Annotated in this window: 11 protein-coding genes; 8 read left to right on the top strand and 3 right to left on the bottom strand. The window is 72.6% G+C overall.

Going from position 1 to position 16,838, the window contains the following annotated elements:
• Positions 1-76: 76 nt before the first annotated feature.
• Positions 77-904: a LysR substrate-binding domain-containing protein gene (locus tag K2224_RS29100; RefSeq protein WP_221910176.1), complete on the bottom strand. Its 828-nt coding sequence runs from the start codon at positions 902-904 to the stop codon at positions 77-79.
• 96 nt (positions 905-1,000) lie between these two features.
• Here K2224_RS29100 and K2224_RS29095 point away from each other — a divergent pair, with 96 nt between their 5' ends.
• The 6 genes from K2224_RS29095 to K2224_RS29070 all read left to right on the top strand — a co-directional run bounded on the left by K2224_RS29095 (position 1,001) and on the right by K2224_RS29070 (position 5,862).
• A complete protein-coding gene (locus K2224_RS29095) occupies positions 1,001-1,387 on the top strand; it encodes a DUF5997 family protein (RefSeq protein ID WP_221910175.1) in 387 nt (128 codons plus the stop codon).
• Positions 1,388-1,549: 162 nt separating this feature from the next.
• Positions 1,550-1,954 carry a thiol-disulfide oxidoreductase DCC family protein gene (locus tag K2224_RS29090; protein ID WP_221910174.1) on the top strand — a complete coding sequence of 135 codons (405 nt, stop codon included), beginning with the start codon at positions 1,550-1,552 and terminating at the stop codon, positions 1,952-1,954.
• 128 nt (positions 1,955-2,082) lie between these two features.
• Positions 2,083-2,523, top strand: coding sequence for a PPOX class F420-dependent oxidoreductase (locus tag K2224_RS29085; protein ID WP_221910173.1), 441 nt, complete (start codon positions 2,083-2,085; stop codon positions 2,521-2,523).
• Between the two features lie 283 nt (positions 2,524-2,806).
• A complete protein-coding gene (locus tag K2224_RS29080; protein WP_221910172.1) occupies positions 2,807-3,532 on the top strand; it encodes a VWA domain-containing protein in 726 nt (241 codons plus the stop codon).
• Positions 3,533-3,683: 151 nt separating this feature from the next.
• Entirely contained in the window at positions 3,684-4,730 is a 1,047-nt protein-coding gene (locus tag K2224_RS29075) for a D-alanine--D-alanine ligase (protein ID WP_221910171.1), read from the top strand.
• Positions 4,731-4,935: 205 nt separating this feature from the next.
• Positions 4,936-5,862, top strand: coding sequence for a ketopantoate reductase family protein (locus tag K2224_RS29070; RefSeq protein ID WP_221910170.1), 927 nt, complete (start codon positions 4,936-4,938; stop codon positions 5,860-5,862).
• A gap of 115 nt (positions 5,863-5,977) precedes the next feature.
• Here the strand turns inward: K2224_RS29070 and K2224_RS29065 are convergent, their stop codons facing one another.
• Both K2224_RS29065 and K2224_RS29060 read right to left on the bottom strand, forming a co-directional pair.
• The gene (locus K2224_RS29065) at positions 5,978-6,202 is read right to left on the bottom strand and encodes a hypothetical protein (RefSeq protein ID WP_221910169.1); all 225 of its coding nucleotides are present in this window, start codon (positions 6,200-6,202) and stop codon (positions 5,978-5,980) included.
• Between the two features lie 81 nt (positions 6,203-6,283).
• On the bottom strand, positions 6,284-7,630 hold the full coding sequence (locus K2224_RS29060; protein WP_221910168.1) for an MFS transporter: 1,347 nt from the start codon (positions 7,628-7,630) through the stop codon (positions 6,284-6,286).
• 1,318 nt (positions 7,631-8,948) lie between these two features.
• Between K2224_RS29060 and K2224_RS29055 the strand changes: the two genes are divergently transcribed.
• Both K2224_RS29055 and K2224_RS29050 read left to right on the top strand, forming a co-directional pair.
• Positions 8,949-15,008 (top strand): type I polyketide synthase, encoded by a 6,060-nt coding sequence (locus K2224_RS29055; protein ID WP_260693549.1) that lies wholly within the window; start codon positions 8,949-8,951, stop codon positions 15,006-15,008.
• Positions 15,005-16,825, top strand: a complete 1,821-nt coding sequence (locus tag K2224_RS29050; RefSeq protein ID WP_221910167.1) for a non-ribosomal peptide synthetase — start codon at positions 15,005-15,007, stop codon at positions 16,823-16,825. The genes K2224_RS29055 and K2224_RS29050 overlap by 4 nt, the downstream gene beginning before the upstream one ends.
• Positions 16,826-16,838 lie beyond the last annotated feature (13 nt).

Raw genomic sequence — 16,838 nt, 5'->3', positions numbered from 1 at the left:
AACTCCCGTTGTGCGCCCGGTGCCGCGAGAGTGCGCGCCGGACGCCGGACGGCAGAAGGGAGTTCGACGACAGGACCTAGGAACGCCGGCGCGGCCGACCGCGCCGGCCGCCGCCGTCCTTGGACGCCCCGGCGCCGCGCCGCGGACTCCGCCCGGCCGGCGCCTTGCCGCGCGCCGCGCCGGCCCCCTTGCCGTGGTTCTTGGCCCCCGCACCCTGCCCCTTCGCCCCCGAAGCCTGGCTCTTCGCCTTCTTGCCGGTCGCCGACTGCTGCGGGCTCTCCGCGGCAGTGGGGCGGCGGCCGCGGCTGCTGTTCACCGTCCGCCCGCGGACGATCCCGATGAAGTCCTCCACCTGGTCGGTGGTCCGGTCCTCACGCCACGACAGGGCGACGCCCGACTGGGGCGTGCCGGTCAGCGGCCGGTAGGTGAGGTCCCGCCGGTGGTAGAGGCGGGCGAGCGACTGCGGGACCATCACGACGCCCACGCCGGCCGCCACCAGTTCGAGGGCGTCCGGTGTCGTGGCCGGGCGCTCGATCGCGGGCCGACCCGGCGGCCGCTCCCAGTCCAGGGTGTCGTCGAGCGGATGCAGCACGAGCTCGTCGGCGAGGTCGTCCACGGAGATCTCGTCGAACGCGGCGACCAGGTGGTCCTTCGGCACCACGACCACCGTCGTCTCGGTGTAGAGCGGGATCGCGCTGAGGTCGGTGCGGTCGACCGGCAGCCGCAGCAGTCCCGCGTCCGCGCCACCGCTGCGCAGCAGGTCGGCGGCCTCGGCGGCGGGCACCTGGAGCAGGGTGAGCGGGACGTCCGGCAGGCGCTCGTTCCAGATCCGCACCCACTTGGCGGGTGTCACTCCCGGTACGTACGCGAGCCGGAACGAGGGGGATGCTTCCGTGCCTGTCACCCCGCCAGGCTACCCGCCATGACCGGAAACCGTGGCCAGAGGCTGCGGTCAGAGGCCGTGGTCAGAGGTGGTGCGCACGCTCGATACCCTGGAACCATGAAGTCGCACCAGACCACCCAGACGATGAAGCCCGCCACCGCGGCGAAGAAGCTGGGTGTGTACCTCGAGGCCACCCCCGCCGAGTTCCAGGAGGGCGTGGTCTCGCGCGCCGAGCTCGGCGCGCTCCAGGCGGACCCGCCCGAGTGGCTGCGCGAGCTGCGGCTCAACGGCCCCCACCCGCGCCCGGTGGTCGCCGCGAAGCTGGGCGTCTCCATCTCCGGGCTCGCCCGCGCCGGGGTCACCGAGGCCCTCACCACCGAGCAGATCGACGCGCTCAAGGCGGAGAACCCGGAGTGGCTGCAGAAGGAGCGCGCCACCCAGGCCGAGGTCCGCAAGGAGGGCGCCCGCCTCAAGGAGAAGCGGCGCGCCCAGAACGAGGAGTGACCGCTGCGCCACGGAAGGCGACGCCGGGCGGTCCGGCCCCCGCTCGTCGGGCCGCCGGACCGCCGGCGACGACCGGCAGTCGGCAACAGGCAGCCGGCGCGATCCGATGACATCCGACCACCGCACCCCACCCTTTCGGCACCCGACCCGGCAGATGGGCACATGACGACTCCGAGGACCCGGCCCGTACTCGTCTACGACGGCGACTGCGGCTTCTGCACCACCTCCGTCAACGCCGCCGAGCGGTACCTCCGCCCACGCTGCCGGATCACCGCCTGGCAGTTCGCGGACCTGGACGAGCTCGGCGTCACCCAGCAGCGTGCCGAGCACGAGGTGCTGTGGATCACGCCGTCAGGAGCGGTCCATGGCGGCGCCCAGGCCGTCGCCAAGCTCCTGCTGAACGCGGGCGGGCCCTGGGCCGTCGCCGGCGCCGTGCTCACCCTGCCCCCGGTGCGCTGGCTCGCCCACGCCGTGTACCGCCTCGTCGCGGACAACCGCCACCGCATGCCCGGCGGCACCCCGGCCTGCGCCCTGCCGGCCAACTCGCGGCCGACTGCGGGGCGTTGACGGGCCGGATACGGCTCGGTTCCACGGTCACGAGGCGACGCCCCGGAGCAATCGGCACGTCTGTGCACGGTCGGCAACTCGGCGTGATCGCCCGGGAATAGTCGGCGGCCGCCGCGCCTTCTCCCCACATGACCGCTACGCCATTCACATCCTTCGACCCGCGCACGCTGCTCGCGGAGAGCCGCCTGGGCGTGCTCGCGACGATCAAGTCGGACGGCCGCCCGCAGCTCTCCCCCGTCATGCCGTTCTACGACCCGGCGGCGAACGTCCTCCATGTCTCGATGACCGAGGGCCGGGCCAAGACGGCGAATCTTCGCCGGGACCCGCGCGCCACGCTTGAGGTCACCAGCGCCGACGGCGGCTCCTGGGCCACGGCCGAGGGCACGGCGGAGCTCATAGGGCCGGGCATCGACCCCCACGGCCCCGAGGTCGAGGCGCTGGTGCGCTACTACCGGCTCGCCGCCGGGGAGCATCCCGACTGGGAGGAGTACCGCTCGGTGATGGTGTCCGACCGCAGGGTGCTGATGTCGATGACGGTGGACCACGTCTACGGCGCCAGGCTCCGTTGACCACTCGGCGTCGGCGTCCGTGCAGCCGCCCGGGAAGGGACGTGCCCGGGCGCGCACGCACTGATGGTGCTGATGTCGACGCCGTGGACAGCGATCCCTGGAAGCCCGGCTGACGGCGCGTGGCGGCCTCGGTGTTGATCTCGCCGCCACCCTCACGGCCGGCCTGCGGCTGACCGCACCGCGTCGCGTCCGGACCGCGTCGCGTCGGACCGCGTCGCGTCCGGACCAACGGCCCGCCGGAGGCGGACATCGTAGGCTCCGAGGGAGGAAAGGAGCTTGATCGATGAGTCCGCTGAGTCTGGAGACGGTGCAGCAGGCCGCGCCACCACTGGTGAGCCTCTACAAGCAGGCGGGAGTCAGTCTGCGCAAGCACGGGCTCCAGGGGCAACGGGCCGCGGTATACCTGGTGCTGGACCGGTCGGGCTCGATGCGCCCGTACTACAAGGACGGCACCATGCAGCGCCTGGCCGAACAGGTCCTGGCGGTCTCCGCGCACCTGGACGACGACGCGGTCGTCCCGCTGGTGTTCTTCTCCACAGATGTCGACGGGGTGCACGAGATCGGCCTCGACGACTACCACGGGCGCGTGGCCGCCTGCCACGAGCAGTTGGGGCACATGGGCCGCACGCACTACGAGGCCGGGATGAACGCCGTGCTCGACCACTATCTCGCCTCCGGGGCGACCGCGCCTGCGCTGGTGGTGTTCCAGACCGACGGTGGCCCCACCAGCCGGACCGCCGCCGAGAAGTGGTTGTGCAAGGCGGCCCGGCTGCCGCTGTTCTGGCAGTTCATCGGCTTCGGCGATCCGGAGCACCGCGAGTTCGACTTCCTCCGCCGGCTGGACGAACTCCCGGTCCCCACCCGCAGGATCGTCGACAACGCCGGCTTCTTCCCGGCCGGCACCACCCCCGCCGCCCTGCCCGACGCCGAGCTCTACGACCGGCTGCTCGGCGAGTTCCCCACCTGGCTCGGCGCCGCCCGTGCCTGTGGCGTTCTGCCGCAACCCTGACGGGTGGCACCACTCCCCTTCACCGTCGCTTTGCCCATGGCTGATCGCCTCGGCGCAGCCGCTTGGCTTTCCAAAGTGACTGCTTGGAAAAACCAAGCCACTCGCCTACGATGCCTGGCGTGATCGCGGACAGGGAAGAGGGTGGCCAGGCATGCGCGTAGTGGTCCTGTGCGGCGGTGAGAGCTCGGAACGGGACGTTTCCCATGCTTCGGGCCGCTCGGTGGCGAGGGCCGTGTTGGAGCGGGGGCACCAGGTGACGCTGGTCGATCCGGCCGCCGACGTGCCGGTTCTGGCCGGGCCGCTGCACCCCGGGGACGGCGTCGAGGAGTTCGCGGTCGGGGCGGAGCCGCCGTCCACGGCCGACCGGGAACGGTTGCGGCGGCGCATGCACGCGGCGCTGACCGGCGGGCCGGTCCTGGAGCTGCTGCGCGATGCGGAGTCGGTGTTCCTGGCGCTGCATGGCGGTTGGGGCGAAGACGGCCACGTTCAGGCACTGTTGGAGATGGCGGACGTACGGTTCACCGGGGCCGACAGTGGTGCCTGTGGGGCGGCGTGGCACAAGGGGCGGGCACAGGCGGTGCTGGGCGCCGCGGGCCTGCCGGTGGTCGAACGGGCGCTGTGGCGGCCCGGGTCGGGTGAAGTGCCGCAGGCCATAAGGCAGTTGGTGACTGCGGGACCGGTGGTGGTCAAGCCGGTTGCGGACGGTTCCAGTGTGTCCGTCCACCGGGTCGACGCGCTTTTGGAACTGGCGCAGATCGGCGCCGAAGCGCCCGCCGGTGCCGAGCTGCTGGTGGAACCGTTCCTCCCTGGGCGGGAGTTCACCGTCGCGGTGGTCGGAAGCCAGGCACTGCCCGTCGTCGAGATCGAGTTGACGACTCCGCTGTTCGACTACACCGCCAAGTACCAGCCTGGTGCGGCAAGCGAAGTCTGTCCGGCAAAGGTGCCCGACGACTTCGCCCGCCGGCTCCAGGAGATGGCCCTGCGCGCACACCGGGCTCTGGGTTTCGGCGGGGACGCGTACTCGCGCACCGACTTCCGCTGTGACGGCCGCGGCGAGCCGATGTGCATCGAGGTCAACGCGCTTCCCGGCCTGACGTCGGCGAGCCTGCTGCCGCTCGCGGCCGGCGGCGCCGGCTGGACGTACCCCGAGCTGATCCAGCGCATCATGGATCTGAGGGACCCGATCGATCTGCCCTAACCCTCGGGTCCGACGGCGCGGCTGGTCCGCGAGCGACTCGGCGGCGTGCCCTGCCGGGCGAGGGCAGGGGGCCGGGCCGGAGGTGTGTCCGGCATCCGATCTTGCACCGCCCGGGTTCGTGGGCGGCGGGTACGCTCATCGCCCACAGGCCACCTGCCCCCCGGTCCCACGGCCCGGAGGCCGGCAGTTGAGAGGAACCAGAGTCATGCCGGACCCCAGTCCGTCCACCGGCGCCCACGCCCCGACGGCCGACAACCGCAGGGTGGTGGCGGTCCTCGGGCCCGGCGGAGTCGGTGGGCTGCTCGCCGCGCTCCTCTCCCGCGCCGGGCACCGTGTCGTCTGCATAGCCGGGGACGAGACCGCACGCACCCTGCGGCAGAGCGGCATCCGGGTGCGCAGCGGGCAGTTCGGTGACTTCACCGCCGCGGTGGAGGCCGACACCGTGCTGCGCACACCGGTCGACCTGTGCGTGATGTCGGTCAAGCACACCTCGCTGGACGCGGCACTCGACCGCGTGCCGCCCCACCTCCTCGCCGACGGTGTGGTGCTGCCCCTGCTCAACGGCGTCGAGCACATCGAGATGCTGCGGGCACGCCATGGTGCGCGCCAGGTGGTTCCGGCCGTGATCCGCGTCGAGTCCACCCGCACCGCGCCTGGGGTCGTCGAGCACGGCAGTCCGTTCGTCGAGATCGATCTGGCCGGTGGGCAGGAGCGGCTCGCCCCGCTCGCCGCCGCGCTCACGGCCGCCGGCGTGACCACCCGCGTACTGCCGGACGAGCACGCGGTCCTGTGGGCCAAACTGGCCTTCCTGGCCCCCTTCGCCCTGCTCACCACCCGCTACCGGGTGCCGATCGGCGACATCCGGTCCGAGCGGCACGAGGAGCTGGCGGCACTGGTCGAGGAGACCGCCGCGGTGAGCCGGGCCTGCGGCGGCCCGGGCGACGCCGCCCAACTCCTGGCGCGCTTCGGCACCTTCCCGCCCGACAGCAAGTCCTCGATGCAGCGCGACGCGGAGGCGCGCCGCCCGCTGGAGCTGGACGCCATCGGCGGCGCCGTGCTCCGCGCGGCGGAACGCCACGGCATCGACGCTCCGCTTCTGAAGCGCCTGGTGACGGAAGTGGCAGCCGACTGAGCGCCGATCGCCTCGGGGAGCGCGACGGTACGCGCCGGCCGTTGGGGGTTTCCCAACAGGCAGTGGCGGCAGCGTCCGTGGACCGAACGTCCTCCCTCGCGCCCGGCACGGCGCCTCACAGTCCGCAGGCAGCGCGGTTCGCCCTGGCCGAGCACGCGATCCTGCACCTGCTGTACGCGCGTTTCTTCACCAAGGCGCTGTCCGACGTGGGCGTACTGCCGCCGACGCTGCGGACGGCTTCGGCACCGTCGTCGAGCGCGACGAGACCGCCGCCGACTGGGCGGTGCTCGTGACGGTCCGGGCGGGCGGCCTCGACCGCCCGCCCGGTGGTGCGGGGCACCTGTCCCACGGTCCCGGGAGCCGCTGACGCCCCGGACGCGTCAGCGGCAGCGACCTCAGCGGCGGCGGGACGTGCGCGGGCTCAGGTCCGCCGCACCATGGCGATGCCCAGGGCGCCGATCCCGCAGGCGGCGCCGGCCGCGAGGTAGGCCAGGTGGTAGCCGCCCAGCTGGGTGCCGCCGGTCGCGGCGACGAGGACCAGGACCGCGACGCCGGCACTGGAACCGATCTGCTGCGCAACGACGTTGACCGCTCCGGCCACCGCGTGCTGGTGCTCCGGCACGCCGCTGAGCCCGGACGTCGTCATCGAGGGGAAGTTCAGTCCCTGGCCGAGGCCGCTGATCACCAACCCGGGCATCACGTGCAGCAGGTAGTTGCCGTGCTGCGGGGTGGTCATCCACAGTGCCGTGCCGGCGCCGATCAGCAGGATGCCGGTGACCATCAGTGCCCGCGGGCTGTACTTGGTCAGCAGCCGTCCGGTGGCGAAGGTGGCCGTGAGGAACACGGTCAGCGACATCGGCACCAGGGCGAGACCAGACTCCACCGGCGAGTAGTGCAGCATCCCCTGCAGATACAGCGGTGCGAAGAACACGATCCCGACCGACGCCGTGTACTGCAGGAGCGCCGCCACGGTCGCCAGTCGCACCGAGGAGAGCCGGAAGAGGGAGAGCGGCAACAGCGGGTCGGCGGTGCGGCGTTCGCGGACGACGAAGAGCACCAGGAAGACCACCGCGGCGGCGATGACGCCCCACGCCCGCGCCCCGCCCAGGCTCACGCCGACGACGAGCAGCGCGAGGCCGAGGGTGCCGGTGACGGCGCCGGCCATGTCCACCGGGCCTCTGCGGCCCGTCCCGTCGGGCAGTCCGGCCCGCGTGACCGCGAGCACGAGCACACCGAGCGCCACCGAGAACCACAGGACCGAACGCCAGCCGAGGAACTCGGTCAGTACGCCGCCCAGCAGCATCCCGCCGCTGAAGCTGGCCGCGCCGACCGCGGCGTACACGCCCAGCGCACGGCCGCGCTCCGGTCCGTCCGGGAACACCTCGGTGAGCAGGGCCAGTGCGGCCGGTCCCGACAGCGCCGCGCCGATGCCCTGGACCGCCCGCGCGCCGAGCAGCACCGCGCCGGTGGGCGCCACGGCGCCGACCAGCGCGGCCACCGTGAACAGGGCGACCCCGGCCTCGAAGACCCGCCGCCGGCCGAACACGTCGGCCAGTCGGCCGCCCACCAGCAGGAAGCCGGCGAAGGTGACGGAGTAGGCGGTCATGACCCACTGGAGGGTGGTGTCGGCCAGTCCGAAGCGTTCCCCGACGGACGGCAGGGCGGCGTTCAGGACGGCCATGCCGCTCAGGTCCAGTGCGAGCGCCCCCGCCAGCACGCCGAGCGCCAGGCCCGGCCTGCGCCGGGTGGCCGTTGCGACGGTGGTCATGCGGACCTGCCGGGGAACTCTTCGTCGCGGCACTGGCCGGCGACCGCCCGCCCCCGTAACGATCTCTTGCGCATAGCGGTGTTGCTTCCTCTCCCCAGGCGGGTTGGACACGAGCCCGCAAAGCCGATCACCGCGCCGCACAGCAGGTCAACTGCTTGTCTCCCAACTGGCCGGAAACATCGCATAGTTCGGAGGTGACTGGCAGGTGCGGACGCCGGACACCCGTGGCCGGAGACCGGGCAGCCGCTTCACGGTCCCGAATCCGACCGGGCGTGCGTCAGGAATTTCCCGGCTTGCGGACGGATGCCGAGTTCGGTGCACGGCGCCCGAACTTTCCCGCGATGGCCGCGGAAAAAGACGGAACCGGCCACTTGGGGATCAATTCTTGCCACTGCACCTTCCGGCCAGCAGGTCACTCTTGTCTCATGCGTTCGCCGAGTGGCAGTCTGAGTTCGCCGATCGGGCAAGCGCCTCGTAATCCGCTCCATTTGGGTAAAGCGGACCTCGAAGCCCGTCGGATGTGGTCGTGCGGGCGAGGATATTTCGCCTGCGCGTCGCCGCAGTCAGAACACGCACGTTGCCACAGTTCAGAGCAGTCGCCGATCAACTTGACCAGCAGATGGACGACGCACCCGGCGGGCGGAATGCCGGGCAGTGATCCCGAATCGGACCGTGACCTGATTCGGTCATGACTCAACGGGGGCAGTCACAGTGCAATTACCGGCCTTCCGACGGCTACGCCTTCCTGCCCAGGGGGGTACCGGCCGTCGAGCACCACACGTCTCTCCTCGCCCTGACCGGGCATCCTCATCTCTCTCGCGTTCGCCGCATTCCAGCCTGGCCGACGCGGCCGGCGCACCGCCGAGTGCAGCCGGGCACCGCCCGGTGGGTACGCCGAGGCTGACGCAACGGCGCGGACGCACACACGGCGCGGGCGGCCGCCGGCCCGACCCGGCGCGGTGGTGAAAGCGCGGGTCGGCCGGTAATCGGCCGCGGGCCGCGCACCCGCAATCACCCGGACGAACTTCAAAACCCCTGGTCGTCGTCGCGCGCGGAAAGTCTCGCGGAACCGGTGACGCATCGAGTTCTGCTTCTTGGTGCCTTCCGGCCGGAATTCCGGGAACTGACCATCCCTGGTGAATACCGCCGGCCCCGGCCGCCGGATCGGCACGGGCGCATGCGCCGAGCCGCCCGAATTCCCCTCCCGCACCTCGATCCCCCACTGCCCTTGCGTGGCCGGGTAAGTTTCCCGCGCCTTCGAGCCGCCTGCGGCAAATCCGCTACCAGCCCCTGCCAGCCGCCCTGCCGAGGAGGCGAAGTGCCCCAAGAGCGCGGACCGCGCAATGTGCGCGCCGTAACAGACTTTCTGCTTTCTCGCGTCGTCGAGTTGCTGGACGTGTCCGAGAACGCGGTGGATCGCTGGGCGCCGCTGCACCAGTACGGCCTGGAATCGGCGAAGGCGGCCGCACTGGCCGCCTCGTTGTCCGAATTCCTCGGCCGGAAGGTGCCGGTCACCTGGATGTGGCAGTACCCGACCGTCGACGAGTTGAGCCGTGCGCTCGTCGAGGGCCCGCGTGCCGCGGAGACCGTCACCCCGAGCACCGGACGCCGGGCGGTCTCGCACGAGCCCGTCGCGATCGTCGGCATCGGCTGCCGGTTCCCGGGCGGGCCGGACCCGTCCTCGTTCTGGCAGATGCTGACCGAGGGACGGGACGCCGTCGGCCCGGTGCCGGCCGCGCGGCGCGAGCTGCTGCGCGACAGCGCGCGCTGGGGCGGATTCATCGACGGCATCGACCAGTTCGACCCGCTGTTCTTCGGCATCTCGCCCCGGGAAGCGGTCCAGATGGACCCGCAGCAGCGCCTGACGCTGGAGCTGGCCTGGGAGGCTCTGGAGGACGCGGGCATTCCGCCGCTCAGCCTCGTCGGCAGCGACACCGGTGTGTTCATGGCCTCCTGCTGGGGCGACTACGCCGCGTTGGCGCACTACCGCGGTCCCGACAGCCAGATCACCCCGCACACCGCGACCGGCATGCACGACGGCATCATCGCCAACCGCGTCTCCTATGTCCTCGGCCTGCAGGGCCCCAGCATGGCCATCGACGCCGCCTGTGCCGGGTCGCTGGTCTCGGTGCACGTGGGATGCCAGTCGATCTGGCTGGGCGAGAGCGAGCTGGTGCTGGCCGGTGGCGTGAACCTGAGCTTCGTCTCGGACTACTACACCGCCATGGACCAGATGGGCGCGCTCGCCCCGGACGGCCGCTGCAAGTCCTTCGACGCCCGCGCCGACGGCTATGTCCGCGGTGAGGGCGCCGGCGTCGTCGTACTCGCCCCGCTGAGCGTGGCGCTGGAGCGCGAGCTGCCGGTGTACTGCGTGATCAAGGGCAGTTCGTCCAACAACGACGGCCTGAGCAACGGCATGACCGCGCCCAATCCCCAGGCGCAGGAGCTGATGCTCCGCACCGCCTACCAACGGGCCGGCATCACCCCGTCCCTCGTGGACTACATCGAGTGCCACGGCTCGGCGACGCCCCTCGGCGACCCGATCGAGGCCAACGCCATCGGCGCGGTCCTGGGCGGCGACCGCCGGGAGCCGCTGCGGCTCGGCTCCGTCAAGTCCAACGTCGGGCACCTGGAGGCGGCGGCCGGCATCGTCGGCCTGGTCAAACTCGCGCTGTCGATCCGCAACGGCATGCTGCCGGCGAGCCTGCACTACGCCACCCCGAACCCGCAGATCCTGTTCGACGCGTACCACCTCACCGTCCAGGACCGGCTGACCGCGTGGCCGCGCCGGTCCGACGCGCGCCGCGGCGGCGTCAGCTCGTTCGGCTTCGGCGGCGCGATCTGCCATGTCGCCGTGGAGGAACTGCCGCGCCCCGAGGGCTCGTTGGTCCTGCTGGCCGAGGACTCCCCGGAGGCACTGGCACAGCGGGCGCGGGCACTGCGGGACGAGAGCGACCTGCGGGCGATCTGCCGGCGGCGGCCCGGCGACGGCCGGTTCCGGCTCGCGGCCGCCGCTCGCGACATGACCGAACTGCGGGCGCAGCTGGACGCCTTCGCCGCCGGCACGACGGCCGCCGGTCTGAGCGTCGGGGAGCGGGGCGAACGCCGGCCCCGGGTGGCGTTCCTCTTCTCCGGCAACGGTTCGCAGTGGGTGGGCATGGCCCGCCAACTGCTCGCCGGCATGCCGGTGTTCCGACGGTCGATGATGCGCTCCGACAAGCGGATGCGGGAGCTGCTGGGCTTCTCGCTCGTCGACCAGCTGCTGGCGCCCGACGGCCGCATCGACGACATGGACGTCTTCCAGCCGCTGCTGTTCTGCATACAGGTGGCCCTGGCCGACGCCTGGCGCTCGCTGGGGGTGGAGCCGGACGTCGTCGTGGGGCAGAGCGTCGGCGAGTTCGCAGCCTCCCACCTCGCCGGTGCCCTGGACTTCGAGGACGCCTCCCGCCTGGCCGCCTGCCACGGCCGGCTGCTACAGCAGCTGGCCGTCGGACGCGGCGAGGGCATCGTGGTCACGACGGGTGCGGACGCCGTCGAGCCGTATCTGACCGGCCAGTTGACGGTGTCCGGCCACAACGGCCGGAACTCGACACTGGTCACCGGCACTCCGGAGGAGATCGACGGACTCGTCCAGCGGCTGACCGAGGAGGGCCTGACCACCCATCGGGTGCGGATGGGCCACGCACCGCACTCGCCGCTGGTCGACCACGTCCTGGCTCCGCTGAAGGTCGAACTCGCCGGCCTCGCGCCGAAGTCCACGCGCATCCCGATGATCTCGACGGTCACCGGCGAGCTCGTCGACGGCGCGGAGCTCGGGCCGGACTACTGGGCGGACAACCTGCGCCGGGAGATCCGGGTGGTCGACGCCCTGACGGCCCTGCGCGACCACGACATCGACGCGGTGGTGGAACTCAGCCCGCATCCCGTCCTGCTCAAGTCCGTGGGCGAGATCCTGACCGTGACCACGCTGCCCTCGCTGCGGCGCGGCGCCGACGAGGCCGCGACCCTGCTGGGCTCGCTCGGCGCGCTGTACGCCGCCGGCCACCCGGTGACGGCGTCCCCGTTCCTCGCGGGCGACCGGGGACGGCACGTCACACCGGCCCCGGGCGCGCTCGCGGCCGACGAACAGCTGCACCTGGTACCCGTCACGGCGCACTCGGCGGCCGCGCTGGCCGACACCTGCCGTGAGCTGTCCAACCACGTCGAACGCGATGCGGGCCTGCGGGTCTCGGACCTGGCCTACACCCTGGCGACCCGGCGCACCCCGCAGAACCACCGGGTGGCGCTGTTCGCCCGCAACCGTCAGGACGTCCTGGACGGCCTCGCCCGGGTCGCCGCCGGGCAGCCGCACCCCGACGTCGTCACGGGCACGGTCGTCGGCAACAGCGACCGGCGCGTGGCGCTGGTGTTCTCCGGCGGCGGCACGCAGTGGGTCGGCATGGGCCGCGAACTGATGCGCTCGCACGGCGGATTCCGCACCTGGATGCACGCCTGCGACGCCGCGGTGCGCGCGGCCGGCGGCTGCTCGGTGCTCGACCAGCTCGCCGCCCCGGCCGACCGGGCCAGGTTCGAGGAGATGGACTTCCAGCAGCCGGTCCTGTTCGCCCTCCAGGTCTCGCTGGCGAAGGTCTGGCTCGAACTCGGTGTCCGGCCGGCCGCCGTCGTCGGGCACAGCCTGGGCGAGGTCGCGGCCGCGTGTGTCGCCGGACTGCTGTCACTGGAGGACGCCGCCCGCGTCGTGGTCGCCCGGTCGCATCTGCTCGAACGGAAGGCGGCCCCGGGCGCGATGATCTCGGTCGACCTGCCGGAGCAGGAGCTGCTGCCCAGGCTCGCCCCGTACGCCGAGCACGCGGCGATCGCCGTGGTCAACAGCCCCACCAGTGCGGCGGTCTCCGGTTCGCCCGAGGCCGTCCGCGCCCTGGAGGACGACCTCCGGCGGGACGGGATCCCGACCCGGAACATCCGGGTCGAGCGGCCGGTGCACAGCCCCGGCATGGACCCGCTGATCGAGCCGCTGCGCGAACGGATCGCCGGCATCACCCCGCTGACCGGCACCGTCGACTTCCACTCCACGGCGCTGGCGGACACGGTGAACCCGGTCGCCGACGTCGACTACTGGGTGCACAACCTGCGCAACCAGGTCCGGTTCGCCGAGACCGTCGCCGCACTGAGCGAGGACGGGATCAGCACCTTCGTCGAGATCGGCCCGCACGAGACGCTGCGCGGCGCGGTCGAGGAGATCGCGCTGACCCGCGGTGCCCGGGTGCACGCGGTCAACTCCCTGCGGCGCGACGAGAGCGACCTCCGCTGCCTGCTGGGGGCCGCCGCGTCGCTGTACGTCAGGGGCATCCCGCTGACCTTCGACTCGCTGTTCGCCGACGACGTCGAGGTCGTCGCGACCCCGCTGGTGCAGTGGCAGAAGGACCGCTACTGGCTGGACACCGACACCAGGCCGCGGGCCGAGGCCGCGCCGGCACCGGTCGTCGAGACCGTGGCCGCGGCGGCGGTGGCCGAGCCCGTGGCCGCGGCCGTGGAGAGCAGGTCGACGGCGGAGATCGTCCTCGGCGAGATCTCCGACGCGGTGGGCGTGCCGCGGGACAGGTTCGGCGAGGGCGCCAGCCTGCGCGACTTCGGCCTGGACTCGATGCTGGCGATCCGCCTGGTCAACAGGTTGCAGTCGCTGTTCGGGCAGCGTGTGTCGCCGGTGGTGTTCCTGGACGGCCGGACCGTGCCCGAGCTGGTCGACCACATCGTCGAGACGGTGGGCGGGTCGGCCGCGGCCACGACCGCGACCGCGGCGGCCGCACCGGCCCCGGAGACCCGGCCCGCACCGGTGCCGGCGGCACAACCGGCAGCGGCGACGGCGGTCGAGCCGGCGCCCCAGGCCCGGCCGGTACGGAACCTCCTCGACGACCTGACCGAGCTGGACGCCGAGGAACTGCTCGACGAGCTGGCCGCACGCGGTCTGCTGGAGCCCACCGAGGCGCCGGCGCTCGACCAGCTGCGCGCCGACGGTCTCGGCTTCGAACTGGCGCCGGCGTCACACGGCCAGGTCTCGCTGTGGTTCATGCAGCAGGTCGACCCGGACGCCGTGCCCTACAACTTCATGGTGGCCGCCCGGATCCGGGCGGCGGTCGACGAGGACGCCCTCGACCGCGCCGTGCAGGCCGTCATGCGGCGGCACCCGGCCCTGCGCACGATCTTCGTCGAGGCCGGCGGCGTCCCGCGCCAGGTCGTCCTGGACGAACCGCTCTACGAGTTCCTCGTCGTGGACAGCACGGACCTGGACGACGAGGAGGCCCGCGAGGAACTGGCCGAGCACGGACACCTGCCGCTGGACCTGGACAACGGCCCGCTGGTGCGCGTGGTGCTGATGACGCGCGGCCCCGCGGACCACTACCTGCTGGTGCTCGTGCACCACATCGCCTCGGACGCGGCGTCGGCCGACGTGATGATCCGCGAACTCCAGGAGTTCTACGAGGGCGCCGACCCCGCGGAGCGCGAGCCGGTCGCGCCCTACACGGAGTTCGTCGAGTGGGAGCGGCAGTGGCTGGCCGGCCCGGCGGCCGACGCGGCACTGGACTGGTGGTCGCGCGAACTGGCCGACCCGCCGGCCCATCTCGACCTGTCCACCATGGAGCGCCCGCCCGGCGTCACCTACGAGGGCCGCGACCTGACGTTCCGCTGGAGCGCCGAGGAGACCCGCCGGCTCCGGGAGTTCGCGCGGCGCGAGGGCGTCTCGCTCAGCACCGTCGTGCTGGCCGGCTTCTTCGCCACGCTCAACCGCGCGGCCGGCGTCGAGGACTCCGTACTGGCCACCGCCATCGCCCAACGCGCCGAGGCCGGCTGGGAGTCCGCCATCGGCTACTACCTGAACACGGTGCTGGTGCGCGCCCGGCCCGCCGGCGACCGCAGTTTCCGCGACCTGCTGCGCGAGGTGCACGCGTTCGCGCTCGGCCTGCTGGAGCACATGAACTACCCCCTCGACCTGCTGGCCTCCACCCTGAAGCCGCCGCGGGCCGAGGGCCGCTCGCCGTGGTTCGACGCGGTCGTGAACTGGCTGTCCTCGGACGCCTTCCCGCGCTCCGTCAAGCTCTTCCACGGCATCGGCGACACCCTCGCACCCGACAGCGCCCTGCCGCTGGAACCGCTGCCCGTACGCAGGCACCTCGCCAAGTTCGACCTGGAGATCTCCATGGCCGAGGTCTCCGGCGAGGTGGTCGGCCACGTCCAGTACAAACCGAGCTACCTGGAGAAGCAGACCGTGACGGCACTGCTCACGCTCTACCGCACCGTGCTCTTCGACTCGATCGCCCAACCCGACCTGGCACTCGACGAGATCACGCCGGGCGGCCGTTTTGAGGAGACGGACCAGTGACCCAGACCCTGTACACCGAGTTCGTCGCACAGGCCGAGGCGAAGCCCGACGCCGTCGCGGTGCACGCCGACGCCGGCGTCCTGACCTACCGCGAGCTGCACGAGCGGTCCCGCGCGCTGGGCGAACGGCTGGCCACCGAGGGCGCCGGCCCCGGCGTCCCGGTCGGCCTGTGCATCGAGCGCACCCCCGACCTGCTCGTCGGCCTCCTGGCCATCCTGAGCGCCGGCTCCTGCTATGTGCCGCTGGACCCGAGGTATCCGACCGAGCGGCTGGACCTCATGGTCCGGGACAGCGGGACCCGCCTGCTGCTGACCACGCCCGCCTCCCGGGCCAACTGCCCGGCCGGCCCGACCGTGGTCGTGCTGGACGGGACCGTGAAGACCGAGCCCGGCACGAAGCCGGTGCCGGTCGTGCCCGCCGACACCGCGTACGTGATCTACACCTCGGGCTCCACCGGCCGCCCCAAGGGCGTGGCCATCCGGCACAGCGGCTGCGTCGCCATGCTGGACGCGATGGACCGGGTCCTCGACGGCTGCGACCGCAGCGGCGTCTCCGCGGCCGCCTCGATCTGCTTCGACATGTCCGTGATGGAGATCTTCCCCGCACTGTGCCGGGGCGGCGCCGTCGTGCTCGTGGAGAGCGCCGTCCATCTGCCCGAGAGCCCGCACGTCGACCGGATCACCCATCTCCACGCCATTCCCTCGGTGATGAACAGCCTGCTCGACGCCGGCGGCCTGCCCCCGAACCTGCGCACGGTCGTGTTCGGCGGCGAGCCCCTGCACCGCAAGCTGGTGGACCGGGTGTACCAGGAGACCGGCGCCGACCGGGTCTTCAACGCCTACGGCCCCACCGAGGGGACGGTCTTCTGCACCTTCGGGCCGGTGCCGAAGGACGGCGCCGGTGAGCCCACGATCGGCCCGCCGTCGCCCGGCGCCCGGGTCTATGTGCTCGACGAGGACCTCCGGCCGCTGCCGGCTGGCGTCCCCGGTGAGCTCTACCTCGGCGGCGCGGGCCTGGCCCCCGGCTACGTCAACCGGCCGCGCACCACCGCCGAACGGTTCGTGCCGGACCCGTTCCTGGACGGCGAGCGCATGTACCGCACCGGCGACGTCGTCCAGTTGACCGACGGCGGCGAGCTGGAGTTCGTCGGCCGCACCGACAACCAGGTCAAGGTGCGCGGGCACCGCATCGAGCTGGAGGAGGTCGAGGCCCGGCTGACCGACTGCCCCGAGGTCCGGGAAGCCGCCGCCGCCGTCCGGGGCCGCCGGCTCGTCGGCTACGTCGTGCCCGAGGGCGACGCGCGGGACGGCGTCTGGGCGGACGCCGAGCTGCAGTCCACCATCACCGGCAAGCTCGCCGCCGAGCTGCCCGAGTACATGGTGCCCGGGGCGCTCGTGTTCCTGCCCGCGCTGCCGCTGACGCCGGGCGGCAAGCTCGACCGCGGCGCGCTGCCCGAGCCGCCGGCCGCCGACGCCGGGCGCCCCGTGACGGCCGCCGGCACGCCGACCGAGGTGGCGCTGTCGGAGATCTGGGGCCAGCTGCTCGGCCTCGAACCGGCGAGCATCGACGTCCGGGCCGCCTTCTACGACCTCGGCGGCGACTCGCTGCTGCTGGTCCGGTTGGCCAGGCTGATGACCCGGCGGTTCGACCGCCGGGTCCGGGTGCCCGACCTCTTCAGCTTCCGGGACATCCACTCCCTCGGCCGCTGGCTCGACGACGAGAGCGGCGCCACCCCCGAGATGGTCCAGTCGGCCCGCCGCCGCGGCACCGTCCGCCGCGCCGCGCTGCGCGGCCGGGCCGCCTCCAACGGCAGCTGAAAGCCCCCATCCA

It is taken from the genome of Streptomyces sp. BHT-5-2, from assembly GCF_019774615.1.
Taxonomy (GTDB): Bacteria; Actinomycetota; Actinomycetes; order Streptomycetales; family Streptomycetaceae; genus Streptomyces.
Note: the sequence above shows the minus strand (reverse complement) of the source record. Positions and strands in the feature narration are given on the sequence as shown.

What these genes read in the sequence shown, in the direction of transcription:
- K2224_RS29095 (WP_221910175.1), top strand. Translation starts at nt 1,001, where the DNA reads ATGAAGTCGCACCAGACCACCCAGACGATGAAGCCCGCCACCGCGGCG.
- K2224_RS29090 (WP_221910174.1), top strand. Translation starts at nt 1,550, where the DNA reads ATGACGACTCCGAGGACCCGGCCCGTACTCGTCTACGACGGCGACTGC.
- K2224_RS29085 (WP_221910173.1), top strand. Translation starts at nt 2,083, where the DNA reads ATGACCGCTACGCCATTCACATCCTTCGACCCGCGCACGCTGCTCGCG.
- K2224_RS29080 (WP_221910172.1), top strand. Translation starts at nt 2,807, where the DNA reads ATGAGTCCGCTGAGTCTGGAGACGGTGCAGCAGGCCGCGCCACCACTG.
- K2224_RS29075 (WP_221910171.1), top strand. Translation starts at nt 3,684, where the DNA reads ATGCGCGTAGTGGTCCTGTGCGGCGGTGAGAGCTCGGAACGGGACGTT.
- K2224_RS29070 (WP_221910170.1), top strand. Translation starts at nt 4,936, where the DNA reads ATGCCGGACCCCAGTCCGTCCACCGGCGCCCACGCCCCGACGGCCGAC.
- K2224_RS29060 (WP_221910168.1), bottom strand. Translation starts at nt 7,630, where the DNA reads ATGACCACCGTCGCAACGGCCACCCGGCGCAGGCCGGGCCTGGCGCTC.